The organism is Stenotrophomonas sp. YJH_SMC_106-19, assembly GCF_059368375.1.
This window is the reverse complement of sequence record NZ_JCAFRQ010000002.1, coordinates 449,419-472,710: the sequence shown is the minus strand read 5'-3', so window position 1 is coordinate 472,710 and position 23,292 is coordinate 449,419. Positions and strand designations below refer to the sequence as shown.

The window sequence follows — 23,292 nt, the reverse complement described above, 5'->3', positions numbered from 1 at the left end:
TCGCACTGCACCATTCAAGTGCGGTAATCGACTACGCGTGCGAATATCGCACTGAATGGGTACGACCATCGTTGTAGGGAAGGCTGCATTGGCATTTGCCGGGCGAAGCGCACGGCTGCGCCGTAGCACCGGTCAGGAACTGCAGGACAGCATCGAGCAGCCGGCGCGGTCGTCGGCCCAGGCCGGGCGCCTGCTGGCGAAATGCTCACGTCCGGCGCGTTGGGTGTACGGATCGCGCAGCACGTCCTGCAATGCGTGTACGCCGCCCATGTCCCCTTGTTCCGCACGGTCGATCGCTTCCTGCGCCAGCCAGTTGCGCAGCACGTACAGCGGATTGGCCGCGCCCATCTTCGCCAGGCGCTCGGCGGCCGGAAGAGGATCCGCCCGCAATCGCGCGGCGTAGTCCTGCAGCCACTGCCGCAGCGGCACCTGCACGGCCTCCTGCCGCTCCCGGTCGTAGTAGACCTCAGCCAGTGCCGCCGGATCGGGCGATGCCGGATCGATCCGCATCAAGGCGCGCCAGGACAGGGTCATGTCCATGCCACCGTCCTGCAGCAGCTGCTGCCAGCGCTGGTAGAGCTGCAGATCGGCATCATCGGCAGCTGCCAGGCCAAGCTTGGCCGCCGCATCGCGACGCGTGCAGGCGGCAAAGGTGGCCTGATAGGCAGCAAGGCCCGCCTGCAACGGCGCGACGTCGGCAAACAAGGGCGACAGCGCCTGCGCAAGCCGCCCCAGATTCCAGTACGCCACCTGCGGCTGCGTTCCGAAGCGGTAGCGACGGCCCTGTGCGTCAGTCGTGTTCGGGGTCCAGTCCGGATCGAAGTCCTCGACCCAGCCATAGGGGCCATAGTCGAGAGTGAGGCCGAGCACGGAAAGGTTGTCGGTGTTCATTACCCCATGCACGAAACCGACACGCATCCAGTGCGCGACCATCTCGGCGGTGCGCACCGCGATCTGCGCGAACCAGTCACCGTACAGCGCCTCACCCTGCCCCGCCAGTTCGGGGAAATCACGGGCGATGCAGGCATCCACCAGTTGCTGCAGCAGTGACGTCTCACCGCGCGAGGCCGGCAGTTCGAACGAACCGAAACGCAGGAACGAGGGCGACACACGGCATACGATCGCGCCGGGCTCGGCTCGCGGACGGCCGTCATAGAACATGTCGCGCACCACGTGCTCGCCGGTACCGACCAGCGACAGCGCACGCGTGGTCGGTACACCGAGGTGGTGCATGGCCTCACTGCACAGGAATTCACGGATCGACGAGCGCAGCACCGCGCGACCGTCGGCGCCACGGGAGTACGGGGTCGGGCCTGCACCCTTCAGCTGCAGTTCCCAGTGCCGGCCATCCGGCGCCACCAGCTCGCCCAGCGAGATCGCCCGCCCATCGCCAAGCTGGCCCGCCCAGTGACCGAACTGGTGCCCGCCGTAATTGGCGGCCGACGGCTGCATGCCCGGATACAACGCGTTGCCAGCGAATACCTGGGCAAACGTGCCGCTCGACACTTCAGCCACATCGATGCCGAGCAGAGCGGCGACCTCCGGCGACCAGGCCAGCAGGGTCGGCACGGCGACCGGCGTCGGCATCACCGACGACCAGGCCGCCTCTCGGACTTCACGCCGACGGGGCCCGGCTTCCGGGTCGCCCGGCAGGACGGTCAGCAGACGGTTGTCGAATCGCGGGAAGGGGCTGTCCATGGCCCTGACATGGGGATGGACGCCGCCGACCTCAATCGCCGCGCAGCGCCTGCAGCGATCCGCCGTGCGCTTCAGCGCGCTGGTAGGCCGGGCGTTCACCGATGCGCTGGAGAAACACGCGCAGCGCCGGCTTGTCGTCCAGTCCGCCTCCGCGCGCCGCTGCGGCCTGGATCGGGAAGCTCATCTGGATATCGGCCGCGGTGAACCGCTCACCCGCGAACCACGGGCTCTCGGCCAGGCGGCGCTCCATCCAGTCCAGGTGCAGGCGGCGCTGCGGGCCGACGAAGCTCTGCTCGGCCTTGTCGGCAATGCTGCGGGCAATCGGGCGCACGAAGAACGGCACCGGCGCGTTGCGGATGCGGCTCATCACCAGCGTCAGCAGCAGCGGCGGCATCGCCGAGCCTTCGGCGTAGTGCAGCCAGTAGCGATAGGCCATGCGCTCGGCACCTTCGGCCGGTATCGGCGACGGCGACACCTGCCGCTGCGTGTCGTAGCGGTCAGCCAGGTAATCAAGAATGGCGCCGGATTCGGCCAGCACCTGCTCACCGTCCTGCAGCACCGGTGATTTCCCCAGCGGATGTACCTGGCGCAGTGCCGGCGGTGCCAGCAGCGTTCTGGGGTCGCGCGGGTAACGGCGCAGTTCGTAGTCCAGCCCCAGCTCCTCCAGCATCCACAGCACGCGCAGCGAACGGGAATTCTCGAGGTGATGGACGATGCGCATGAAAGGACTCCAGAGGGGTGCAAGCATCGTAACGCGCCTGCACGCATGCGCCTGTGGATTCGATCCGTGCCTGCTCCCGCCGAGGCAAAAAAAAACGCCGGAAGCTTGCGCTTCCGGCGTTCTGGCTACCCGAGGGCAGCAGACGGATTAGACCGCCTGCACCTGGTCAGCCTGCATACCCTTCTGGCCCTGGACGGCGATGAAGGTGACCTTCTGGCCTTCCTGCAGGGTCTTGAAGCCGGTGCCCTGGATGGCGCGGAAGTGCACGAACAGGTCCGGGCCGCTTTCCGGGGTGATGAAGCCGAAGCCCTTGGCGTCGTTGAACCACTTGACGGTGCCGGTCTGACGTTCAGACATATTTACTAACTCCTGAAACACATGTTGAAAAAAATCGCAGCCACCGGGTATCGGGGCCGAGACTGAGTTGCAGGCGTTGGTAAAGCGGATCGATGAGTGGATCGTGAGATCAACTGCACCAGGCCACGATTCACGGTGACCCTAGCAAACACAGTGGGTCGCACGATACGCGTGTTTTCCCCAAAAAGCGATAGCCCCGGCATTCATCGCCACCCCGCCCCCGCTAGGCGTGGCAAGGGCTGGCAGTCGGTCGGGCCCGGATCCGGGGACCCATTCAGGTTTTTCCTACCCTACACTGGGTAAATGACTGAAGCTGAAACCCCGGCTGAACTGCCCCGTCCCCGCATCTGGGTGGACGCAGACGCCTGCCCCGTTGTCATCCGCGACATCCTGTTCCGGGCCGCCGAGCGGGTCGGCCTGGAGTTGACCCTGGTCGCCAACCAGTGGATCCGCACCCCGCCCTCGCGCTGGATCCGCTCCCTCCAGGTGCCGCAGGGCCTGGACGTGGCTGACAGCGCCATCGTCGAACGGGTCGCCGCCGGCGATCTGGTTGTCACCCAGGACATTCCATTGGCCGCGCTGGTGCTCGAACGAGGCGCGCTGGCCCTGCATCCGCGCGGGGAGCTGTTCACCGCCGACACCATCGCCCAGCGCCTGTCGGTACGCAATTTCATGGAAGAGCTGCGCGGCGCCGGCGTCCAGACCGGGGGCCCGCCTCCCCTGCATGCGCGCGACCGCCAGGCGTTCGGCAGCGCGCTGGACCGCTGGCTGGCCCGCATCCGCGTGGCGCGATGAGGCGGGGCCCGGCTCACGCCACCACTGGGCCCAGCTCCAGGCCCAGCTGACGCTGGCTGCTGAACACCCGTCGTTCCCCATTCAGGGGATCGTCGAAGGACAACGCCCGCGCCAGCAGTTGCAGCGGCGCCTGCGCCCCGCTCGCGGCCGGACGCAGCTGCGGATACAGGTCGTCTCCGATGATGGGCGCGCCCAGCGCCGCCATGTGCACGCGCAACTGGTGCTTGCGACCGGTTCTGGGCTGCAGGCGGTAGCGCCAGACCGGACCTGTCGCGTCGATCACCTCGATGCGGGTACTCGCATTCGGCTCGCCCTCCATTTCGCCCATGCGGAAGAACGGCTGTGCCGGGCCGATGCGGCTGTGGCGCTCGAACGGGAAGTCCAGCGCCGGCAGCGCCGGGGCCAGCGCTTCGTAGGTCTTGTCGATGCGGCGCTCGCGGAACAGGCGCTGGTAGGCATCGCGCGACTCCGGTCGCAGCGAGAACAGGACCAGCCCAGCGGTGAGCCGGTCCAGGCGGTGCAGCGGTGCCAGCTGCGCGTTGCCGGTCCGCGCCACCAGCCGCGCCAGCAGGGTTTCGCGGACATGGGCACCCGCCGGGGTCACCGGCAGGAAGTGCGGCTTGTCGACCACCAGCAGATGCTCGTCCTGGTAGAGGATCGTCTCGTTGAACGGAATGCGCGGCTCGTGGCTGACCTCGCGGAAATACAGGATTTCCAGCCCCACCTGCCACGGCTGGTCCGCCGCCAGCGCCCTGCCCTGCGCATCCTGTACCCGTCCGCGCGCGAACCGGTCCTGCCACTGGCTGCGGTCGATGCGCGGAAAGCGTGCGCACAGGCCGTCGAGCAGGGTCGGCCAATGGCCGGGTGGCAGCTGCAGCCGGCTGGGCAGGGTCATCGCGTCCGCTCCGGCGGCAACAGGAACCGCAAGCGTGCCACCGTTGACGCGCGGCAGACACCCCGGCCACGGACACCCCTGCAGCAAACCTCTATCATTGTCCTCTTTAGTCGACGGATCCCCCATGGCCCTCACCGCCACCATCCGCAAGGCCGAGTTGCAGATCAGCGACATGGATCGCGGCTACTACGCGACCCACAACCTGACCCTGGCCCAGCATCCGTCGGAAACCGACGAGCGCCTGATGGTGCGCCTGCTCACCTTCGCCCTCAACGCCGACGACCGCCTGGAATTCGGCCGGGGCCTGAGTACGGATGACGAGCCGGACCTGTGGCAGCACGACTACACCGGCGACATCCTGCAGTGGATCGACCTCGGCCACCCCGATGAATCCCGTATCCGCAAGGCCAGCAATCGCAGCCGCCAGGTGCAGGTGGTCAACTACGGCGGCAATGCGTCCGACATCTGGTGGGGCAAGCAGGGCAAGGGCCTGGCGCGCTTCGACAACCTGTCGGTGATCGACCTCGATGGCACCTTCGTCGAGCAGTGGGGCCAGCAGATCCAGCGTGCCATGCGCTTCAGCGTGCTGATCCAGGACGGCGAGGTGCAGATCCTCAACGACCAGATCCAGCTCGACATCATCCCCACCTGGCGCAAGCGCGCCAAGGCATGAGTACGACGCGCTGCGACGTCGTAGTGATCGGTGCCGGTGCCGCCGGCCTGATGACCGCGATCACCGCCGGCCGGCGCGGCCGCCAGGTGCAGGTGATCGATCACGCCAACAAGATCGGCAAGAAGATCCTGATGTCCGGCGGTGGCCGCTGCAACTTCACCAACACCGGCACCACCCCGGCCAACTTCCTGTCGGCCAATCCGCACTTCTGCAAATCGGCGCTGGCCCGGTATACGCCTTGGCACTTCATCGAGATGGTCGAGCGCCATGCCATCGCCTATCACGAGAAGGAGCTGGGGCAGCTGTTCTGCGACGTTTCGTCCAAGCAGATCGTGAAGATGCTGGTGGACGAGTGCCAGGCAGCGGGTGCGCACATCCGTACCCACTGCAGCGTCGAGCGCATCGAGCACGGGACGGATGGCTTCCGTGTGCACACCACGCAGGGGATGTTCCACTGCGCCTCGCTGGTGGTCGCCACAGGTGGCCTGTCCATCCCCAGCCTGGGCGCAACCGGCTTCGGCTACGAGATTGCACGCCAGTTCGGGCATGCCGTGCTGCCGACCCGCGCCGGACTCGTGCCGCTGACCCTCAGTGGCAGGCACCAGGAGCGCCTGGCCGACCTGAGCGGTGTCGCCCTGCCGATCGAGGCGCGCTGCAACGGCATGCAGTTCCAGAATTCCATGTTGCTCACCCATCGTGGCGTCAGCGGCCCGGCGATCCTGCAGATCTCCTCCTTCTGGCAACCCGGCGATGCACTGGAACTGGATCTGCTGCCCGGCCAGGATGCCGGCCAGTGGCTGCGACGGATGAAACAGGAGCGGCCAGCCGCCGAACTGCGCACGGTGCTGGCCGAGGTCCTGCCCAAGCGCCTGGCCCAGCGCCTGTGCGAACACTGGCTGCCGGACCGCCCGGTACGGCAGCTGGATGAGCCCCAGCTGCGCCAGGCTGCGCAGCTGCTGGGTGCGTTCCCGCTGGTGGCCAGTGGCACCGAAGGCTACCGCACCGCCGAGGTCACGCTGGGCGGCGTGGACACCGCCGACGTTTCGTCCTCCACGATGGAATCCAAGCGCGTGCCGGGCCTGCATTTCGTCGGCGAAGTGCTGGACGTCACCGGCTGGCTTGGCGGCTACAACTTCCAGTGGGCCTGGGCCAGCGGCCACGCCGCCGGCAGCGTGGTGTGAACCGCATCGCCGTTCGGGGTGCGGGATGCCTGCACGCATGGACGGCTCGCCGAGCATCGTGTATCAAGATCCGCAGATTGGGGAGCAGTGCATGCAGAACGCGAACGACATCACCATCCGCCTGCTGATCGTCGACGACAGCGGCGAGAATGCGGAAGCCATCGTCAGCACGCTGCGCAACAGCGGCATCGCCGTGCGCCCCTGGCGCCCGCAGGATTCGGCCGAGCTGTCGCAGGTGCTGGCCAACCAGGCCATCGATCTGGTGCTGGCCTCGCCCTCGCAGGGCATCCCGCTGCCGCTGGTGGCCCAGCACATCGCGGCCAGCGGCAAGGACATTCCGCTGGTGCTGCTGGCCGAGCGCATCGACGAGGATGAGCTGGTCCAGGCCAGCAGCCATGGCATCCGCGCCCTTGCCCTCCGTCAACGGCCGGAGCATCTGCTGGCGGTGGTCCGCGACCAGTGGGTCGACCTGCAGGCGCGCCGCGGGCTGCGTCGCATCGAGGCACAGATGCGCGAGACCGAGCGCCGTTGCGACGCGCTGATTGCCTCCTCCCGCGAACCCATCGCCTATGTGCACGAAGGCATGCACATCCGCGCCAACGATGCCTATCTGGACATGTTCGGCTACGAGCATTTCGACGACATCGAGGGCATCTCGCTGCTGGACATGGTGGCCGCCCAGCATGTTGATGACTTCAAGCAGCTGCTGAAGAGCCTCAGCCGCGGCGAAGCGCCACCACCGCAGTACCAGCTCGATGCACGCCACCAGGATGGCAGTGCGTTTCCGGCAACGATGGAATTCACCGCAGCCACCTATGAGGGCGAATCCTGCCTGCAGGTCGTGTTCCGCCGCCGGATCGAGTTCGACCCGGAACTGGCCCGAGAGGTCGAGGATCTTCGCCAGCGCGACCAGGTGACCGGCCTGCTGAACCGGCCGACCTTCATGCTGCAGGTCGAAAGTGCGGTCGCCCAGGCTGGACGCAGCGAGGGCCAGTTCGGCCTGCTGCTGGTCGAGCCCGACCACTATGCGCGGCTGATGCCGGATATCGGGCTGGCCTCGGCCGATACCCTCATTGGCGCGCTGGCCTCCCTGCTGGCCGATGTCGTGGGGGAGGACGCGCAGCTGGCGCGCTTCGGCGAACACAGCTTCGCCGTGCTGCAGGCCGGCCCCTATGCGCAGACCGTGGCACTGGCCGAACGCATCCGTGAGGCATATGCCGCCCATGTGTTCAGCATCGGCGCGCGTTCGGCCACGGTCACCGTGAGCATCGGCGGTGTCCAGGTCGGCGAGAAGATCGCCAGTATCGGCCAGGTCCTGGCGCGTGCCAGCGAGTGCACGCAGGCGGCCGCCGAGCTGGGCAACACCTGTCGCATCTTCGATCCGGCCGCGGTCGATCGGGTCGAGGAAGAACGTGTGCAGCGATGGGTCGGCCGCATCCGCGAAGCCCTGGACGGCGACGGCTTCCAGCTGCATTACCAGCCGGTCCTGAACCTGCAGGGCGAGCCACTGGAGCTGTACGAAGCCTATCTGCGACTGGAGCACAACGGTGAACTGCTCAGTCCCACCGCTTTCCTTGGCATCGCCGAGGAACACGGGCTGCTGGCCGAGATCAACCGCTGGGTGGTGTCCAAGGCCATCACGGTGCTGGGGCAGCGCGCGCGCGAAGGCAGCGCCACCCAGATGCTGGTGAAGGTCACCCCCGAATCGTTCGACGACCCGCAGATGATTGCCACCCTGCGTGGTGAACTGAAAGCGCACGGGGTTCCGGGCGAGCGCCTGTGGCTGCATGCGCCGGAAGCGAAGGTGTTCACCCACCTGCGCAGCGCCCAGCAGTTCCTGGCCGACGTGGCCCCGCTGGGCTGCCGCATCGGCCTGGAACAGTTCGGGTCCGGCCTGGATTCGTTCCAGCTGCTGGCCCACTTCCAGCCGCAGTTCCTCAAGCTGGACCGTGGATTCACCAGCGACCTGGCGGCGACCCGCGAGAACATCGACCGCATCAGCCAGATCACGGCGCGCGCGCAGGAGGCCGGTATCCGCACCATCGCCGAGTTCGTCAGCGATGCCAACTCCATGACGCTGCTGTTCAGTGCAGGCGTGGACTACGTGCAGGGCGACTTCGTCGGTCCGGCGCTGCCGACGATGAGTTTCGACTTCGGGTGATCCCGCATCGCCGGGCATGGCCCGGCGCTACCAAGGGGCGCCGGGGTAACGCCGGCCCATGCACGACGAGCCTGCTAGCGCCGGGCCATGCCCGGCGAGCACAGCGGCGCGCCCTATGTGAAAAGGCCGGCTTTCGCCGGCCTTTTCGATCAGGTCATATCGACCAGATTGTTGATCTTCACATCCGGATCGACGTCGGCCTCGTAGTCGACGTCTTCAACGCCGAAACCGAACAGGCGCAGGAAGTCCGCCTTGTAGCCGGCCAGGTCGCTGATCTCGTACAGGTTCTCGTTGGTCACCTGCGGCCACAGCGCAACCACCTTGCCCTGCACGTCTGCCGCCATTTCCTTGTAGTCGGCACGCAGGCGGCCTTCTTCATCGACCAGCGCGACGGTATGGCCATCGCCATCGACCAGATCGTGACGCAGGCGGTCGATCGCCACGCCGTCGGCCTTGCCGCCGTAGAGGATGTCGTAGAGCACGTCCAGCTGCTCGATGCAGCCTTCGTGGGTGCCCTTTTCCTTCATCACCTTGAACAGCAGCGACAGGTACAGCGGCATCGTCGGAATGGCCGAGCTCGCCTGGGTGACCACGGCCTTGAGCACCGACACGCGGGCATCACCGCCGATCTTCGCCAGCTTCTCGCGCAGGCCCAGCACCTTGGTGTCGAGATCCTTCTTGGCAGCGCCGATCGAGCCATTCCAGTAGATGGCCTGGGTGATTTCTTCGCCAACGTAGGTGAAGGCGGTGGTGGTGCAGCCATTGGCCAGCACGCCGGCATCGGCCAGCGCGTCGATCCACATCTGCCAGTCTTCACCGCCCATCACTGCGACGGTCCCTGCGATTTCCTCCGGCGTCGCCGGCTGCAAAGTGGTCTCGGTGATCACTTCCTTGTCGGTATCCAGGCCACGCAGCGTGATCGGCTCACCGATCGGCTTCAGCGTGGAACTGATCACTTCACCGGTTTTGGGGTGCTTGCGGCGCGGCGCAGCCAGGCTGTAGACGACCTGATCGACTTGGCCGAGATCGGCCTTGATCATCTCGATGGTGCGCGCCTTCACTTCATCCGAGAACGCATCACCATTGATGCTCTTGGCATACAGGCCCGCCTCATCGGCATAGCGGTGGAACGCCGCCGAGTTGTACCAGCCCGCCGTGCCCGGCTTGGTCTCGCTGCCGGGACGCTCGAAGAACACGCCCAGGGTCGCCGCACCGCTGCCGAACGCGGCAGTGATGCGGGCGGCCAGGCCGTAGCCGGTCGAGGCGCCGATCACCAGCACGCGCTTGGGACCGTTCTGGATCGGCGGGCGGGCGCGGATGTAGTCGATCTGCTGCTTGACGGCGGCGTCGCAGCCGGTCGGATGGGTGGTGACGCAGATGAAGCCGCGGACGCGCGGTTTGATGACCATGGATACCTCGGGTTGGTAGATGCGGCGCGCAGGGCGCTCAGCAGGAATCGGAGGGCGCGCCTGCGCGCGCGAACCGCAGGATCGTAGTGTGCGGGGCACGATTGCACAACCGACGGCGGCGTAGGGTGGTGTTTCTTCTGCAGGGTTGCACCCTGCACCTGCTGCAGGCCGGAGCAACGTCAACGTCAAAGGCTGGCTTGCTGAGGGATGGCGGAGTGGGTCCGGTTGCGGAGGACGCCGTGAATACGTCCCTGCAGGCTCGGTCGCGCCATCCATGGCGCTCACGCCCCCACAACCGGACCCACCCCGCCTTCGACAGTCTTCCGCGTTCTGTCGGAAATGCTCTTGGGGTCAGATCCGTTCTCCACAGGAAAACGGATCTGACCCCGGATTCATTTCGATCAGCCGCCGGAATCTGTCGAAGGTGGGGCGGTGTCAGAGTGCGGGGTGTCAGCCGCAGGACTGCACGCCCTGCCAACAAAAAACCCCGCTTGCGCGGGGTTCTCTGTGCGTTGCGTGCAGCGCGAACGCTTACGGACGGCGGGCCAGAGCCTCGATGTCCTTGGCCTTCGGCAGCAAATCCTGCTTGCTCACGCGCAGGAAGCCGATCGTGAGCATCGGCACCGCGACCAGGATCGACGACATGACCACGATCACCGCACCGATCATGTGCGTTTCGGCCAGGCCTTCCATCGAGCTGCCACCGTACAGGTACAGGGCCAGTGCGGACAGGAAGAACATCACCGCGGTGATCACCGTACGCGACAGCGTCTGGTTGATCGAACGGTTCAGCACTTCCATCGGCTCCACGCGCAGGCTGCGGAAGTTCTCGCGGACGCGGTCGAACACCACGATGATGTCGTTGATCGCAAAGCCCATCACCGACAGCAGGCCGGCCAGCACCGTCAGGTCGAACTCGCGGCCCAGCAGGGACACGTAAGCCACCGTCACGATCAGGTCGAACATGGCCACGATGCTGGCGGTGACCGCGAACTTCCATTCAAAGCGGACGGCGATGTAGATCAGGAAGCCGGCCAGCATGAAGATGGTGGCGTACAGGCCGTTCATCGCCAGATCCTTGCCGATCTGCGGGCCGACGAACTCATTGCGCAGCACCGTCGCCTGGTTGTCGGCCGAGGACAGCGCCTTGACCACGGCCGCCGCGGTGGCCTTGTCCTCGGCGGCGGAATCGCCGGTACCCGGGGCATGCTCACCGTGCGGCGCCAGGCGGATCAGCAGGTCGGTACTGCCACCGACGCTCTGCACCTGGGCGCCGTCGAAGCCGCTCTGCTCGAGCTTGGTGCGGACCTGCTCGACGTCCACCGGGCGCTCGAAGCGGGCCTCGATCAGGGTGCCACCGGTGAAGTCCAGGGCATAGTTGAAGCCCTTGAAGCCGATGATGGCGATCGATGCCAGGAACACGATGATCGTGACGACCATGGCGACATGGCGCCACCGCATGAAATCGATCTTGGTGTCGTTCGGGAGGATGTGCAGCGGAAACAGTTTCATGTGCGTGTCGTCCCGTCAGATGGCCACGTTCTGGAGCTTCTTGCGGCGGCCGTAGATCAGCGTCGCCAGCGCACGCGACACGGTGATCGCGGTGAACATGGAGGCGAAAATACCGATGATCATGGTCAGCGCGAAGCCCTTCAGCGGACCGGTACCGAATGCGAACAGTGCCACGCCGACGATCAGGCCGGTCAGGTTGGCGTCGAGGATGGTGCCGGAAGCGCGCTCGTAACCGGTCACGATCGCGGTCTTGCCCGGAACACCGGCCCGCAGCTCTTCACGGATACGCTCGTTGATCAGCACGTTGGCGTCGACCGACAGGCCGACAGACAGCGCCAGGCCGGCGAAGCCCGGCAGGGTCATGGTCGCGCCGAACAACGACATCACCGCCACCACGATCAGCAGGTTGAACAGCATCGCCACCGACGTGATGATGCCGAACATGCGGTAGTAGATGCTGAAGAACACCAGGGTGAACAGGAAGGCGAAGACCACGGCGCGCATGCCGTTCTTGACGTTCTCGGCACCCAGGCTCGGGCCGACCACGCGCTCTTCGACGAAGTCCATCGGCGCGGCCAGCGAGCCGGACTTCAGCAGCTTGGCCAGATCTTCGGCTTCCTTCTTCTGCAGGCCGGTGGTCTGGAAGTTCTTGCCGAACACGCCATTGATGTTGGCCACCGAGATCACTTCCTCGTTGACCTTGAAGCCGCGCACTTCCTGGCCGTCGACCACGGTCACGGTCGGCACGCGTTCGGTGTACACCACCGCCATCGGCTTGTTCACATTGGCGCTGGTGAAGTCGAACATGCGCTGGCCACCGACGTTGTTCAGCGTCACGCTGACCGCCGGGGCACCGCTGTTGGCGTCGGTCACCGCCTGCGCAGCCACCATCTGGTCGCCGGTGACGATCACGCGCTTGTTCAGCAGGATCGGGCCGCGGCCGTCACGCTGCTGGTAGACCTTGGCTTCCGGCGGGATGCGGCCGGCGTTGATGGCGTCCTGCGCGTTGCCCTCGACCACCGCACGGTATTCCAGGGTGGCGGTCGCACCGATCATGCGCTTGGCTTCGGCCGTGTCCTGCACGCCGGGCAGCTGCACCACGACGCGGTCGGCGCCCTGGCGCTGGATGATCGGCTCGGCCACGCCCAGCTGGTTCACGCGGTTGCGCAGGGTATTGATGTTCTGCTCGATGGCGCCGTTGGCGATCTGCGAGATCTCGGCCTCCGGCACGGTCACCGTGATGCGGCTGCCGCTGACGTCGTAACCGAGGGTCGGCTGCGCCTTGAGCAGGGCCGTGCGGGCGCGCTGCGCGGCGTCGTCACCGGCGGACGGGCTCAGGTTGGCCACGATGCTGTTGTCGGCGCGACGCTCGACCGACTGGTACGGAATACGCGCGTCGCGCAGGGTGCTGCGCACGTCTTCGGTATAGGCATCCAGGCGCTTGTCCAGCGCAGCCTTCTGGTCCACCTGCAGCACGAAGTGCACGCCGCCCTGCAGGTCCAGGCCGAGCGTCATCGGGCGACCGCCAAGATTGGCCAGCCAGTCCGGAACGGTGGATGCCAGGTTCAGCGCGACCGTGTAGTTCTCACCCACGCTGTCGCGCAGCAGGTCGCTTGCCGCGGCCTGGGTCTTGAGGTCCGGCAGGCGGACGATCAGGCTCTCGCCTTCCTTCTCCGCGCCGAGGCTGGCGATGCCGGCCTTCTTCAGGTCAGCCACCACGCGGTCGCGGAGGGCGTCGTCGACCTGTCCGCCACGGTTGGCGGTGATCTGGACGGCCGCGTCCTTCTGGTAGATGTTGGGCAGCGCATACAGCGTACTGAGCGCAAGTACGATCAGGATGACGACGTACTTCCAGCGTGGAAATTCGAGCATTGCTTGGGTCCCGCGCGGCGCCATCCCCGGCGCCGCGGTTGTGCATCGGAAAGGGAGTGGCTTACTGGGCCGACTTCAGGGTACCGGCCGGCAGCACGTTGCCGACAGCGCCCTTCTGCACGCGGATGCGCACGTTATCGGCCACTTCCAGGGTGACGAAGTTGTCGCCGATGTCGGTGACCACGCCGGCGATGCCACCGTTGGTCAGCACTTCGTCGCCACGCTTGATCTTCTCCAGCATGGCCTTGTGCTCCTTCTGCCGCTTCATCTGCGGGCGGATCATCAGGAAGTACATGATGGCGATCAGGATGATCGGGAACAGCAGCGTGGTCAGGCCCATGCCCTGCGGTTGGCCACCGGCGGCCTGGGCGTGGGCGGCGGGAATCAGGAAGGCAAGCAGGTTCATCTTTGGTCCTTTGGTTGGGCGGCGCTCCGGCCCTTTCACGGGCGCGGGGTGTCGACCGCGGATCTGGGTCAGCCTTGAAGTATGCCATGGCCCCGGACGTTCGTCCCCGGGCCGTTCGACAGGGGGGCCCCGGGTTACAGCGGCGGCGGAACCGCTCCGCGTGCCGCATAGAAGGACTCGCGGAACGCCTGGAAGGTTCCCGCCTCGATCGCCGCCCGGATGTCGGCCATCAGCTTCTCGTAGTAGAACAGGTTGTGCAGGGTGCCCAGCATCGGCGCCAGCATCTCGTTGCAGCGGTCCAGGTGGCGCAGGTACGAGCGGGTGTAGCCGCCGGTACAGGCCACGCAGCCGCAGCCCGGTTCGATCGGGTCCATGTCCCGCGCATACTGCGAATTGCGGATGCGGACGGTACCGAACGAGGTGAAGTAATGCCCGTTGCGCGCGTTGCGGGTCGGCATCACGCAGTCGAACATGTCCACGCCGCGTGCGACACCCTCGACCAGGTCTTCCGGCCGGCCCACGCCCATCAGGTAGCGCGGGCGGTCGCCCGGCAGCTCCGGATCCAGGTGGTCGAGCATGGCGTTGCGCTCATGCTCCGGCTCGCCCACGGCCAGGCCACCGATGGCATAGCCATCGAAGCCGATCGCCTGCAGGGCCTCGGCCGAGCGGCTGCGCAGGTCGGTATGCACCCCCCCCTGGACGATCCCGAACAGGGCCGCATCGTTGCCGAGCTCGTCATGCGCGTTGCGGCTGCGCTGGGCCCAGCGCAGGCTCAGCTCCATCGACCGGCGGGCGACGTCCTCGGTGGCCGGGTACGGGGTGCACTCGTCGAAGATCATCACCACGTCCGAATCGAGCACCTTCTGGATCTTCATGCTCTCTTCCGGGCCGAGGAACACCCGGGCCCCGTCGGTCGGCGAAGCGAAGGTCACGCCCTGTTCGGTGATCTTGCGGCGGTGGGCCAGCGAGAACACCTGGAAACCGCCGGAATCGGTCAGGATCGGGCCGTCCCAGCGGCAGAAGCCATGCAGTCCGCCGTGGTCGGCGATGATGTCCAGGCCCGGACGCAGGTACAGATGGAAGGTGTTGCCAAGGATGATCTCGGCACCCAGCGCGCGCACCTGGTCCGGCAGGATGCCCTTGACCGAGCCATAGGTTCCCACGGGCATGAAAGCCGGCGTTTCCACCGTGCCGCGCGGGAAGGTCAGGCGGCCGCGACGGGCACGGCCGTCGCGGGTCTTGAGCTGGAACTGCAGTCGGGACATGGAGCGGTCGTTCAGGCAAATAGTTGCCTATTGTCTCCCAAGAAGGCGGCTGCCGGTAGCGCCGGGCCATGCCCGGCGACCGTCGCACCTCCCCCCCTCTCCGCCGGGCATGGCCCGGCGCTACCGTTATCGTCCCTGCGGGAACAGCAGCATCGCGTCGCCGTAACTGAAGAAGCGATAGCGCTGCTGGATCGCGTGCTGATAGGCCTCGAACACCCGCTCCTTGCCGGCAAAGGCCGAAATCATCATCAACAGGGTGCTTTCCGGCAGATGGAAATTGGTCACCATCGCGTCAACGCTGCGGATCCGATAGCCCGGGGTGATGAAGATCTGCGTCTCGCCGGCGAACGGCAACAGCTCGCCGTCACGCATCGCACTTTCCAGCGCGCGCACCACGGTGGTGCCGACACCGATCACGCGCCCGCCCGCAGCGCGGGTCCGACGCACCTGCTGCACCAGCTCGGCGCCCACGTTCAGCCACTCGCGGTGCATCACGTGGTCCTTCAGGTCATCGGCTCGCACCGGCTGGAAGGTGCCTGCCCCCACGTGCAGGGTGACGTGGCCGAACTCCACGCCCTTGTCCTTCAGCGCGGCCAACAGCGGTTCATCGAAATGCAGGCCGGCGGTCGGTGCCGCCACCGCTCCCACCTCCCGCGCGAACACGGTCTGGTAGCGCTCGCGGTCGTCCACGCCCGGCTCGCGCTGGATGTAGGGGGGCAGCGGCAGGCGTCCGGCGTGCAGCAGCCACTGCTCCAGTGACTCGGGCACATGGAACTGCAGCACATAGAACTCGCCGTCGCGGCCCAGCACTTCGGCTTCGCCACCGGCATCGAGCGCGATGCGGCTGCCGGCCTTGGGCGACTTGCTGGCGCCGACCTGGGCACGCGCCTGCTGGCCGCCGAGCAGGCGCTCGATCAGGATCTCGACCCGCCCACCGCTGGCCTTCTGACCGAACAGGCGCGCCGGGATCACGCGCGTATCGTTGAATACCAGCAGGTCGCCCGGCTGCAGCAGCGAGGGCAGATCACGCACCTGCAGGTCGGTGAAGGCGGCAGGGGCCGGAGGCACCAGCAGCAGGCGGCTGGCGGAACGTTCAGCCAGCGGCGCCTGCGCGATCAGTTCAGCCGGCAGGTCGTAGTGGAAATCGGACTTCTTCAAGGCAGTGGGCGGCAACAGGTCGACAATGGCGCGCATTGTACGGCCAGCGTCTGCGAGCCGGCGTGGTCCGCGGCGAACGTCGCGCAAAATGCTGCTATGCAACAGGTTTCTGCGGGGTTATCGCGCAAAAAAACAAGTGCTAGCATCGAGATGGAAGTCCGCTGCACGAGGCCGCCCAGCGCGCGTGATGACGCGCGTTTTGCTTTTTGATGGCCCGTGCGCCCCATTGTTTCAGGAGATCTGCAATGAGCTTCATCGAACGCCTCGCCCCCCTGCGCAGCCAGCCCGGCACCCGCCTCACCACCGGCCTGGACGACGCCACCCTGACCACCCTGTCCGTCCGCCATCCGCAGCTGGTGGCCGCGGTCGAGGCCGCCGCCGCGGAGTTCGCCCGTGTGCAGGGCGAACTGGGGCCGTTGCTGGCGCAGGACGAACAGGCGCAGATCGATGCCATGCAGGACGGGTTCGTCAATTTCTACGCCGACGACGCCGTTACGCCCTATGTGGCGCTGGCCGCGCGCGGCCCGTGGGTGGTCACCCTCAAGGGGGCGGTGCTGTATGACGCTGGCGGCTACGGCATGCTCGGCTTCGGTCATACCCCCGACACGGTGCTGGAGGCGATGGCCCGACCGCAGGTGATGGCCAACATCATGACCCCCAGCCTGTCACAGCAGCGCTTCATCACCGCCCTTCGCGCCGAGATCGGCCACCGTCGTGGCGGCTGCCCGTTCGCCCGTTTCATGTGCCTGAACTCCGGCTCGGAAGCGGTCGGGCTGGCCGCACGCATCGCCGACGTCAACGCCAAGCTGCAGACCGACCCGGGTGCGCGCCACGCCGGCGCCGCGATCAAGCGCGTGGTGGTCAAGGGCAGCTTCCATGGCCGCACCGACCGGCCGGCGCTGTACTCCGATTCCAGCCGCAAGAGCTACATGCAGCATCTGGCCAGCTACCGTGGCGAGGATTCGGTGATCACCGTGGCGCCGTACGACGAAGCCGGCCTGCGCGCGGTGTTCGAGGACGCCGCCCGCAACAAGTGGTTCATCGAGGCGGTGTTCCTGGAGCCGGTCATGGGCGAAGGCGATCCGGGCCGCTCGGTGCCGCCGTCGTTCTATGCCCTGGCCCGCGAATTGACCCGCGCGCACGGCAGCCTGCTGCTGCTCGATTCGATCCAGGCCGGCCTGCGCGCGCACGGCGTGCTGTCGGTGGTTGACTACCCGGGCTTCGAAGGCCTGGATCCGCCGGACATGGAAACCTACTCGAAGGCCCTGAACGCGGCCCAGTACCCGCTGTCGGTGCTTGCGGTGACCGAGCATGCCGCACAGCTGTACCGCAAGGGCATCTACGGCAACACCATGACCAGCAACCCGCGTGCGCTGGACGTGGCCTGCGCGACGCTGGCACAGCTGACCCCGCAGGTGCGCGCCAACATCGCCGAGCGCGGCGCCGAAGCCGTGCGCAAGCTGGAACAGCTCAAGGGCGAGCTTGGCGGGCTGATCACCAAGGTGCAGGGTACCGGCCTGCTGTTCTCGTGCGAGCTGGCGCCGCAGTTCAAGTGCTACGGCAGTGGTTCCACCGAAGAATGGCTGCGCCGGCATGGCATCAATGTGATCCATGGCGGCGAGAACTCGCTGCGCTTCACGCCCCACTTCGGCATAGACAGCGAAGAGCTGGATCTGCTGGTGGGCATGGTCGGCCGCGCCCTGCGTGAAGGCCCGCGACGCGAGCAGGCTGCGGCGGCGTAAGCCCCCGCTTTTTGTAGAGCCGAAGGCAGCGGCAGGAGCCGCTGCCAACGTCGCTGGCGACGGCCCGAAGGGTGCCGGTCAGGACGACCGGCATAGCCCATGCTCGGCTAGGGCATTGCCGCGATCTGAACGAAGAGCAGCCGAGCATGGCTCGGCTCTACAGAAGGCCTCTCAAGGCCTCATAATCCTTGGACACCCCGTCCCTGACCGCCCTGCGGTCGGCGACGGGGCGTTTTCGTTTCCGGCCAAGAGACAGGAAGATCCATGAAATCGATCTGTGTGTACTGTGGTTCCAACGCTGGCAGCAAGCCGGCCTATACCGAACGCGCCATTGCACTGGGCGACCGCATCGCCCGCGACGGCCTGCGCCTGGTGTATGGCGGCGGCAACGTCGGCCTGATGGGAACCGTGGCCAATGCCGTGCTCGCGGCCGGCGGCGAGGTCACCGGCGTGATTCCCCGCCAACTGGCCGACTGGGAAGTGGCCCATCGTGGCCTGACCGAGCTGGAGATCGTCGGCTCGATGCACGAACGCAAGTCGCGCATGTTCGACCTGGCCGACGGCTTCGTCGCCCTGCCCGGCGGCTTCGGCACCATGGAGGAGATCTTCGAGATGCTGACCTGGCGCCAGCTGGGCATCGGCAACAAGCCCTGTGCATTCCTGGACGTGGACGGCTTCTACGCGCCGCTGATCGGGATGATCGATCGCATGGTGGATGAGCGTTTCCTGCACCCGGACCAGCGCCAGGACCTGTGGTACGGCTCAGACATCGAGCAGATGCTGGAGTGGATGAAGAACTACCAGCCGGCACAGGCCTCCAAGTGGATCGACGAGAAGCGCCGCGCCGCCCTGCGTTGATCGTCCGCCGCGTGGCGTCTCAGGGCGCCACGTCGGCCCAGGGAGCCGGTCGCCCCAGCAGGTAGCCCTGGCCGTAATCGCAGCCCAGTTCGCGCAGTGTCTGCCGCTGGGCTTCGGTTTCGATGCCTTCGCCGATGGTTTCGATGCCCAGCGTGCGCGCCAGCGACAGCACGCCCTGTACCAGCGCGCGGGTGCTCTGCACTTCCGGTCCATGCAGGCCGGCAATGAAGCTCTGGTCGATCTTCAGCGTGCTGATCGGGAAGCGGTGCAGGTACGACAACGCCGAGAAGCCGGTGCCGAAGTCGTCCAGCTGCACCTGGATGCCGCGCTCGCGCAGTCCCTGCAGGATATGCAGCGTGTGCGGGCCGTCATCCAGCAGCGCGACCTCGGTGATCTCCAGGCGCAACCGGCGCGGATCGGCCCCGCAGGCGTCGAGCAGGCCGAACAGGCGCGCACTGAAACCGGCCGAACGGAAATGCCGCGGCGACACGTTCACCGACACATAGCCCTGCCCGCCCGCGGCCAGGCCGGCGATGACCTGTTCGTAGATCAGCCAGTCGACCTGTTCGATCAACCCGCTCTCCTCTCCCAGCTCCAGGAACGCGCCCGGCAACAGCAGGCCACGCCGTTCGTGCTGCCAGCGCAGCAGCGCTTCGTGTCCCACCACTTCCCCGTCGGACAGGCGCACGATCGGCTGGTAGAACGGCACGAAATCCCGGTTATTGATCGCCCGCCGCAGATCCGCTTCCAGATCGAGGCTGCGCATGGCCTGCTCGCGCATATCCTCGTCGAAGATCGCACAGCGATCATGGCCCTGCGCCTTGGCCCGGTACATGGCGGCGTCGGCATCGCGCAGCAGCTCTTCTCCGGTCCGGTAACGCGGATTCCACAGCGCGATGCCGAGGCTGCCGGACGGGAACAGCTCGCGCCCGGCGATCCACATCGACTCCTGCAATGCCAACAGCAGGCGCTGACCGAAATCCAGCGCCTGCGCCAGGCCCAGCGGGCACTGCAGCAGCACCGCGAACTCATCACCGCCCAGGCGCGCCACCACGTCGTCGGGACCCGCCATCGACACGATGCGCTTGGCCACTTCCACCAGCATGTGATCGCCGGCCGCGTGGCCGATGCTGTCGTTGACCAGCTTGAAACGGTCCAGATCCAGGAACAGCACCGCGAACACCGGGCCGTCCTCCTGCCTGGCCAGTACCAGCGCATCCTGCAGCCGGTCCAGCAGGTGCAGGCGGTTGGGCAACCCGGTCAGCGCGTCGTGCATGGCCTGGTGGGTCAGCCGCTGCTCGGCACGCAGGCGCTCGCCGATCTGGCCCAACAGCTTTTCATTGACCTCAGCCAGTTCGCGCGTGCGTTCGTCCACGCGCTTTTCCAGTTCGGCATGCGCCGAACGCAGGCGCTGCTGGTCGCGCTGGCGGGCCAGTCCGGTGCCGATGTTCTGCGCGACGAAGGTCAGCAAGCGCTGGTCGTGGATGCTGAAGGCACGCTGCTCGCTGTAGCTCTGCACCACGATCGCGCCAACCACTTCGTCATCCCGCAGCAGCGGCACGCCCAGCCAGCACAGCGAGCGCGCGCCGGACTCGCGCACCTCGCCACTGGCGCGCAGCGAGTCGATCTGCGCGCGGGAGGCCAACAGCGGCTGGCGGTTGCGCACCACGTATTCGGTCAGGCCACGACTGAACGCACGGGAGGCGCGGCTGGCGTGGCGTTCATCCACCGAGTAGACGAAATCCAGTCCATCACCCGCCTCGTTGACCAGCGCGATGTAGAAATTGCGCGCGTCGAGCAGTCGGCCGACCACGCCATGCACCTGGCCGTAGAACTGCTCCAGGCTCTCGGCGGACATCGCCATCTCTGCAATGTCGTACAGCGCGATCTGCAGCTGCTCGGCACGACGACGCTCGGCCACTTCGTCCTGCAGGCTGTGGTTGGCGCGCTGCAGCTCCTGCGTGCGCAGTTCCACCTGCTGCTCGAGCCGCACCTGGGCCTGGCGCCGGTCCATCGCGGTCTGTACGTGCTGGGCAACGAAACCCAGCAGTGCACGCTCGGCCTCGCCATAGCGGTCTGCCTGCTCGTAGCTCTGCACCACGATGGCACCGCACACCCGGCCATCGCGCAGCATCGGCACACCCAGCCAGTCCAGGCTTTCGGGGCCGCGAAGCGGGTCATGCTCCTGCCCGACCTCGCGGGCCAAGAGTTCCCGCGAAGGTCCGCTCAGGGGCCTGCCATGGTGCAGCAACGCCACCGTCAGGCTGCGCGGCATTCCACCGGCGTCGAAGCTCTGCGCCGGATCGGCGACGAAATCATCCACCTGGTCGGCGAAGTACAGGAACCTGATCTGGTCGTGCAGGTCATCGTATTCGACGATGTAACAGTTTTCCGCGTACATCAGCGTGCCCAGCACGTCGTGCACGCGGCGCAGCATCTGCCCCATCTCCAGGTCGGCGCCGGCAAGATCGGCAATCTGGAACAGCGCCTGCTGCAGCCGCTCGGCCTCTTCCAGCGCCTTGATCTGTCCCGCCTGGCGGCCCCGCTGCAGGGCCAGCTCCATGGCCTGCCGCGCCAGACCCCACCATGCGGACGAAGGCGCCGCGCCTTCCACCACCAGGTACAGGCGGGCACCATCATGATCCCAACCGTGGCGGCCATCGCCTGCAGCCGGTGCCCCGCTGTCGGCCGCGACCGGGGGTATCGGCCAGATGGCGTCACCGCGCCCCAGCTGGGGATCGTCCCAGCCGACCCGGACCACCGCCGATTCCGGCAGCAGCGCATGCAGCGCGCGCACGAGTTCCGTACTCAGCACGGCCTCGTGTGATGGCGTTTGCGCAGGTTCAGCGTGCGTGGACAAATGACAATCTCTTGGCGCCGTCTGTGCGTCGCCTCCCCTGAGCCGCCGAGCATAGCGCGCCACCGGGGGGGCAATGGAAGCCCGGCAACCCCGAATCGTGCGCCCGTTCGTTATTCCTGGCGTCCGCACCCCGTTCCGAGCCATGAACCTCGCCCTGTCCGCCCCCGCACCCCGCTATGCGCCATCGTCGGCAGGCCTTAACCTGTACCGCGTGGAAGCCAGCGCCCTGCCAACCGATGAAGCCTTGATGCTCGCCTGGGCCGGCGGCGACCTGCACGCGTTCGAGAGCCTGTATGCGCGCCATCGCAAGCGCCTGTTCGGCTTCCTGCTGCGCCAGCTGCGCGATACCGCCCTGGCCGAGGAGATCTTCCAGGACGTCTGGCAACGGGTCATCAGCGCACGGTCCGGCTGGCAGCCGGATGCCGCCTTCAGCACCTGGCTGTTCCGCATCGCGCACAACCGGCTCAACGATCACTGGCGCGCCGCACGCCACCGCCCGGCGGCGCCGGCCGATGCCGAGCTGCGTCTGGCCGCGCTGGAAGACGGGCAGACCCCGGAAGCAGAGCTTTCAGAATTCGAGCAACGTCGCCGCATCCAGCGCGCGATGGAAGAACTGCCGCTGGAGCAGCGCGAAGTGCTGCAGCTGCGGCTGGATCAGGAACTGAGCCTGGAGGAGATCGGCCAGATCACCGGCGTAGGCCGGGAAACCGTGAAATCGCGGCTGCGCTATGCGATGGACAAGCTGCGTGCGGGACTGAACGCATGAACCGAGACGAACCCCTGACGCCTGAAGAGCGCGAGCTGGCGCGCCTGCTCGGCCGTCGTGTCGAACAGGCGCCTCCGGCGGCGCTGGATGCCACGATCCTGGCGGCCGCCCGTGCGGCGGTGCAGGCGCCACCGGCCGACGCGCCCGGTGCGGGCAGCGTGCGTGCACGGCGGCCGCGCCGGCACTGGCCTGCGGTGTTCGGCGTTGCTGCATCGATGGTATTCGCCATCGGAATCGCCTGGCAGCTGCGCCCGGAACCGCCCGCGGTCCCGGCGCACGATGCACAGATCACTGCGCCGCGCGTCGCCGACGAGGTCGCTGCCGAAGTGGCCGCGCAGCCTGCCGAGCGCCCTACCCGGCCTTCCCCTGCCGAGCCGGCCATCGCAAGTGCGCCGCCGGCACCACCGGCGCCAGTCGCGGCACCCAAGCCCGCCGCGCCGACCCGATCCTCCGCACCGCAGACACCGGCACCGACGGTGGCGGCACGAGCGAAAGCGGCGGCTCAGGCCACCGAGCGCGCCGCCGCCGACACCGCAGCTCCGCCGCCGGCTGCGGAACCTCCGGCCGCTGTGGCCTATTCGGCACCGCTGCCTGCTGCGGCGCCTGCGCCGCCGTCGCTGGAAGCGCGCGACGCCGTTGCCCCCCTGTCCGGCGCGATGGAGGCCGCTCCGGCCAGCGCGGGACAGCGCGGTGACACCACGACGCTCAAGCGGGCCGCACCGCTCCGCAGCGCACCGGGCGTGATGCGTCGCGGCAGCGATGCCGCGCTCAGCGCTACGGCCGTGCAGGCCGAAGTGGCCGCCGACGCCCAGCTGCCCCGCCGGCAGTGGCTGCAGAAGATCCGCGAACGTCGCGACGAAGGCCAGCGCGACATCGCCCGTGCCAGCCTCGAGCGCTACGTGCAGCAGTATCCGGAGTCGCGGCTGCCACGCGACCTGCGTCCTCTGCTGGACGACTGAAGCA

19 protein-coding genes are annotated in these 23,292 nt (G+C 67.1%); 8 read left to right on the top strand and 11 right to left on the bottom strand.

Going from position 1 to position 23,292, the window contains the following annotated elements:
- Positions 1 to 132: 132 nt before the first annotated feature.
- The 3 genes from AC5P5M_RS09790 to AC5P5M_RS09780 all read right to left on the bottom strand — a co-directional run bounded on the left by AC5P5M_RS09790 (position 133) and on the right by AC5P5M_RS09780 (position 2,776).
- On the bottom strand, positions 133 to 1,698 hold the full coding sequence (locus AC5P5M_RS09790) for a protein adenylyltransferase SelO (RefSeq protein ID WP_495205801.1): 1,566 nt from the start codon (positions 1,696 to 1,698) through the stop codon (positions 133 to 135).
- A 31-nt stretch (positions 1,699 to 1,729) separates the two neighbouring features.
- Complete coding sequence (locus tag AC5P5M_RS09785) at positions 1,730 to 2,419, bottom strand: glutathione S-transferase (RefSeq protein WP_495205800.1); 690 nt, start codon at positions 2,417 to 2,419, stop codon at positions 1,730 to 1,732.
- 147 nt (positions 2,420 to 2,566) lie between these two features.
- Positions 2,567 to 2,776 (bottom strand): cold-shock protein, encoded by a 210-nt coding sequence (locus tag AC5P5M_RS09780; RefSeq protein ID WP_005416210.1) that lies wholly within the window; start codon positions 2,774 to 2,776, stop codon positions 2,567 to 2,569.
- A 303-nt stretch (positions 2,777 to 3,079) separates the two neighbouring features.
- Between AC5P5M_RS09780 and AC5P5M_RS09775 the strand changes: the two genes are divergently transcribed.
- A complete protein-coding gene (locus AC5P5M_RS09775) occupies positions 3,080 to 3,571 on the top strand; it encodes a YaiI/YqxD family protein (protein WP_053517778.1) in 492 nt (163 codons plus the stop codon).
- A gap of 13 nt (positions 3,572 to 3,584) precedes the next feature.
- Here AC5P5M_RS09775 and AC5P5M_RS09770 read toward each other — a convergent pair whose 3' ends face one another.
- The gene (locus AC5P5M_RS09770) at positions 3,585 to 4,466 is read right to left on the bottom strand and encodes a pseudouridine synthase (RefSeq protein WP_065181315.1); all 882 of its coding nucleotides are present in this window, start codon (positions 4,464 to 4,466) and stop codon (positions 3,585 to 3,587) included.
- A 124-nt stretch (positions 4,467 to 4,590) separates the two neighbouring features.
- On the opposite strand from AC5P5M_RS09770, the gene AC5P5M_RS09765 reads away from it, so the two are divergent.
- The 3 genes from AC5P5M_RS09765 (at position 4,591) to AC5P5M_RS09755 (ending at position 8,481) form a co-directional block, all read left to right on the top strand.
- Positions 4,591 to 5,139 carry a YaeQ family protein gene (locus AC5P5M_RS09765; protein WP_053517781.1) on the top strand — a complete coding sequence of 183 codons (549 nt, stop codon included), beginning with the start codon at positions 4,591 to 4,593 and terminating at the stop codon, positions 5,137 to 5,139.
- A complete protein-coding gene (locus tag AC5P5M_RS09760) occupies positions 5,136 to 6,320 on the top strand; it encodes a BaiN/RdsA family NAD(P)/FAD-dependent oxidoreductase (RefSeq protein WP_111185616.1) in 1,185 nt (394 codons plus the stop codon). Before AC5P5M_RS09765 ends, AC5P5M_RS09760 begins: the two co-directional genes overlap by 4 nt.
- Positions 6,321 to 6,411: 91 nt before the next feature.
- Positions 6,412 to 8,481 carry an EAL domain-containing response regulator gene (locus AC5P5M_RS09755; protein ID WP_065181393.1) on the top strand — a complete coding sequence of 690 codons (2,070 nt, stop codon included), beginning with the start codon at positions 6,412 to 6,414 and terminating at the stop codon, positions 8,479 to 8,481.
- Between the two features lie 149 nt (positions 8,482 to 8,630).
- Here AC5P5M_RS09755 and fabV read toward each other — a convergent pair whose 3' ends face one another.
- The 6 genes from fabV to queA form a co-directional block, all read right to left on the bottom strand.
- Positions 8,631 to 9,890, bottom strand: a complete 1,260-nt coding sequence (gene fabV / locus AC5P5M_RS09750) for an enoyl-ACP reductase FabV (protein WP_495205799.1) — start codon at positions 9,888 to 9,890, stop codon at positions 8,631 to 8,633.
- 531 nt (positions 9,891 to 10,421) lie between these two features.
- Positions 10,422 to 11,402 (bottom strand): protein translocase subunit SecF, encoded by a 981-nt coding sequence (gene secF, locus AC5P5M_RS09745; RefSeq protein WP_053519778.1) that lies wholly within the window; start codon positions 11,400 to 11,402, stop codon positions 10,422 to 10,424.
- Between the two features lie 15 nt (positions 11,403 to 11,417).
- Positions 11,418 to 13,274: a protein translocase subunit SecD gene (secD, locus tag AC5P5M_RS09740; RefSeq protein WP_053519779.1), complete on the bottom strand. Its 1,857-nt coding sequence runs from the start codon at positions 13,272 to 13,274 to the stop codon at positions 11,418 to 11,420.
- Between the two features lie 61 nt (positions 13,275 to 13,335).
- Entirely contained in the window at positions 13,336 to 13,680 is a 345-nt protein-coding gene (gene yajC / locus AC5P5M_RS09735) for a preprotein translocase subunit YajC (RefSeq protein WP_495205798.1), read from the bottom strand.
- A gap of 134 nt (positions 13,681 to 13,814) precedes the next feature.
- The gene (gene tgt / locus AC5P5M_RS09730) at positions 13,815 to 14,945 is read right to left on the bottom strand and encodes a tRNA guanosine(34) transglycosylase Tgt (protein WP_065181313.1); all 1,131 of its coding nucleotides are present in this window, start codon (positions 14,943 to 14,945) and stop codon (positions 13,815 to 13,817) included.
- Positions 14,946 to 15,071: 126 nt separating this feature from the next.
- Entirely contained in the window at positions 15,072 to 16,139 is a 1,068-nt protein-coding gene (queA, locus tag AC5P5M_RS09725) for a tRNA preQ1(34) S-adenosylmethionine ribosyltransferase-isomerase QueA (RefSeq protein WP_128988967.1), read from the bottom strand.
- A 209-nt stretch (positions 16,140 to 16,348) separates the two neighbouring features.
- Between queA and AC5P5M_RS09720 the strand changes: the two genes are divergently transcribed.
- Both AC5P5M_RS09720 and AC5P5M_RS09715 read left to right on the top strand, forming a co-directional pair.
- Positions 16,349 to 17,845, top strand: a complete 1,497-nt coding sequence (locus AC5P5M_RS09720; protein WP_495205797.1) for an aminotransferase class III-fold pyridoxal phosphate-dependent enzyme — start codon at positions 16,349 to 16,351, stop codon at positions 17,843 to 17,845.
- Between the two features lie 264 nt (positions 17,846 to 18,109).
- A complete protein-coding gene (locus tag AC5P5M_RS09715; protein ID WP_065175031.1) occupies positions 18,110 to 18,703 on the top strand; it encodes an LOG family protein in 594 nt (197 codons plus the stop codon).
- A 19-nt stretch (positions 18,704 to 18,722) separates the two neighbouring features.
- Here the strand turns inward: AC5P5M_RS09715 and AC5P5M_RS09710 are convergent, their stop codons facing one another.
- Positions 18,723 to 21,518 carry a bifunctional diguanylate cyclase/phosphodiesterase gene (locus AC5P5M_RS09710; RefSeq protein ID WP_495205796.1) on the bottom strand — a complete coding sequence of 932 codons (2,796 nt, stop codon included), beginning with the start codon at positions 21,516 to 21,518 and terminating at the stop codon, positions 18,723 to 18,725.
- 292 nt (positions 21,519 to 21,810) lie between these two features.
- Here AC5P5M_RS09710 and AC5P5M_RS09705 point away from each other — a divergent pair, with 292 nt between their 5' ends.
- Together AC5P5M_RS09705 and AC5P5M_RS09700 are read left to right on the top strand one after the other, a co-directional pair.
- Positions 21,811 to 22,329, top strand: a complete 519-nt coding sequence (locus AC5P5M_RS09705) for an RNA polymerase sigma factor (protein WP_229765872.1) — start codon at positions 21,811 to 21,813, stop codon at positions 22,327 to 22,329.
- A complete protein-coding gene (locus tag AC5P5M_RS09700) occupies positions 22,326 to 23,288 on the top strand; it encodes a hypothetical protein (protein WP_495205795.1) in 963 nt (320 codons plus the stop codon). The genes AC5P5M_RS09705 and AC5P5M_RS09700 overlap by 4 nt, the downstream gene beginning before the upstream one ends.
- The last annotated feature ends 4 nt before the right edge of the window (positions 23,289 to 23,292 follow it).

Bases quoted from the DNA above. Each gene is read 5' to 3' on its own strand.
- AC5P5M_RS09790 (WP_495205801.1), bottom strand. From the start codon at position 1,698: ATGGACAGCCCCTTCCCGCGATTCGACAACCGTCTGCTGACCGTCCTG.
- AC5P5M_RS09785 (WP_495205800.1), bottom strand. From the start codon at position 2,419: ATGCGCATCGTCCATCACCTCGAGAATTCCCGTTCGCTGCGCGTGCTG.
- AC5P5M_RS09780 (WP_005416210.1), bottom strand. From the start codon at position 2,776: ATGTCTGAACGTCAGACCGGCACCGTCAAGTGGTTCAACGACGCCAAG.
- AC5P5M_RS09775 (WP_053517778.1), top strand. From the start codon at position 3,080: ATGACTGAAGCTGAAACCCCGGCTGAACTGCCCCGTCCCCGCATCTGG.
- AC5P5M_RS09770 (WP_065181315.1), bottom strand. From the start codon at position 4,466: ATGACCCTGCCCAGCCGGCTGCAGCTGCCACCCGGCCATTGGCCGACC.
- AC5P5M_RS09765 (WP_053517781.1), top strand. From the start codon at position 4,591: ATGGCCCTCACCGCCACCATCCGCAAGGCCGAGTTGCAGATCAGCGAC.
- AC5P5M_RS09760 (WP_111185616.1), top strand. From the start codon at position 5,136: ATGAGTACGACGCGCTGCGACGTCGTAGTGATCGGTGCCGGTGCCGCC.
- AC5P5M_RS09755 (WP_065181393.1), top strand. From the start codon at position 6,412: ATGCAGAACGCGAACGACATCACCATCCGCCTGCTGATCGTCGACGAC.
- fabV (WP_495205799.1), bottom strand. From the start codon at position 9,890: ATGGTCATCAAACCGCGCGTCCGCGGCTTCATCTGCGTCACCACCCAT.
- secF (WP_053519778.1), bottom strand. From the start codon at position 11,402: ATGAAACTGTTTCCGCTGCACATCCTCCCGAACGACACCAAGATCGAT.
- secD (WP_053519779.1), bottom strand. From the start codon at position 13,274: ATGCTCGAATTTCCACGCTGGAAGTACGTCGTCATCCTGATCGTACTT.
- yajC (WP_495205798.1), bottom strand. From the start codon at position 13,680: ATGAACCTGCTTGCCTTCCTGATTCCCGCCGCCCACGCCCAGGCCGCC.
- tgt (WP_065181313.1), bottom strand. From the start codon at position 14,945: ATGTCCCGACTGCAGTTCCAGCTCAAGACCCGCGACGGCCGTGCCCGT.
- queA (WP_128988967.1), bottom strand. From the start codon at position 16,139: ATGCGCGCCATTGTCGACCTGTTGCCGCCCACTGCCTTGAAGAAGTCC.
- AC5P5M_RS09720 (WP_495205797.1), top strand. From the start codon at position 16,349: ATGAGCTTCATCGAACGCCTCGCCCCCCTGCGCAGCCAGCCCGGCACC.
- AC5P5M_RS09715 (WP_065175031.1), top strand. From the start codon at position 18,110: ATGAAATCGATCTGTGTGTACTGTGGTTCCAACGCTGGCAGCAAGCCG.
- AC5P5M_RS09705 (WP_229765872.1), top strand. From the start codon at position 21,811: ATGCTCGCCTGGGCCGGCGGCGACCTGCACGCGTTCGAGAGCCTGTAT.
- AC5P5M_RS09700 (WP_495205795.1), top strand. From the start codon at position 22,326: ATGAACCGAGACGAACCCCTGACGCCTGAAGAGCGCGAGCTGGCGCGC.